The following is a 595-nucleotide window of genomic DNA, read 5'->3' as shown; positions in this document are numbered from 1 at the left end:
CCCATAAATCTTCTTGTAAGCTTCAATGACTTCAGGTTTGTTCAAATTGATGGCGGAAGGCTGTCCACCGTTCTTCCAAGTATCGTCGGAGTAGACGTTGGCTCCAAAATATTGCGGTTTTTGATCACGCTCGCCCCAACCGAAATCCAAACCATATTGGGCCTTGTTCATATCCTTCGAATCCACTGTCAATTTGGCTGCATACTCCACCATTTTGTCATACGTCCAGCTCTTATCGTTGTAATCCGTTGGCGGATAGGCCAGCCCGGCTTTGTCAAATAAGTCTTTGTTATAGAGCATGACGGTGACATAGCTATTAAGTGGAATGCCATATGATTTACCGTCAACTTTGTAAATGTTCATCACGTCATCTGGAATGTTATATTCGGAAGCTTTGAATCCATCTGCATGCATAATCGAGCTGAGGTCAGCGAGCATTCCTTTGTTGTAATACTCCATAAATCCGCCATAGCCCCAGTGAGACGTGACGTCAGGTGAATTATTCGCAGCGATGGAGGATTGAAGCTTGGAATCAAATTGCTCGTAAGGCGTTTTCGTCACTTTGACTTTAATGTTCGGATGCTTCTTCTCAAAG

Annotated in this window: 1 protein-coding gene; it reads right to left on the bottom strand. The window is 44.0% G+C overall.

The features are described 5' to 3' along the window. The coding region (locus ACXJJ8_RS15430) for an ABC transporter substrate-binding protein (RefSeq protein WP_499031866.1) at positions 1 to 595 on the bottom strand (595 nt) is incomplete at both ends.

It is taken from the genome of Lysobacter sp. P5_C4 (assembly GCF_054049695.1).
Note: the sequence above shows the minus strand (reverse complement) of the source record. Positions and strands in the feature narration are given on the sequence as shown.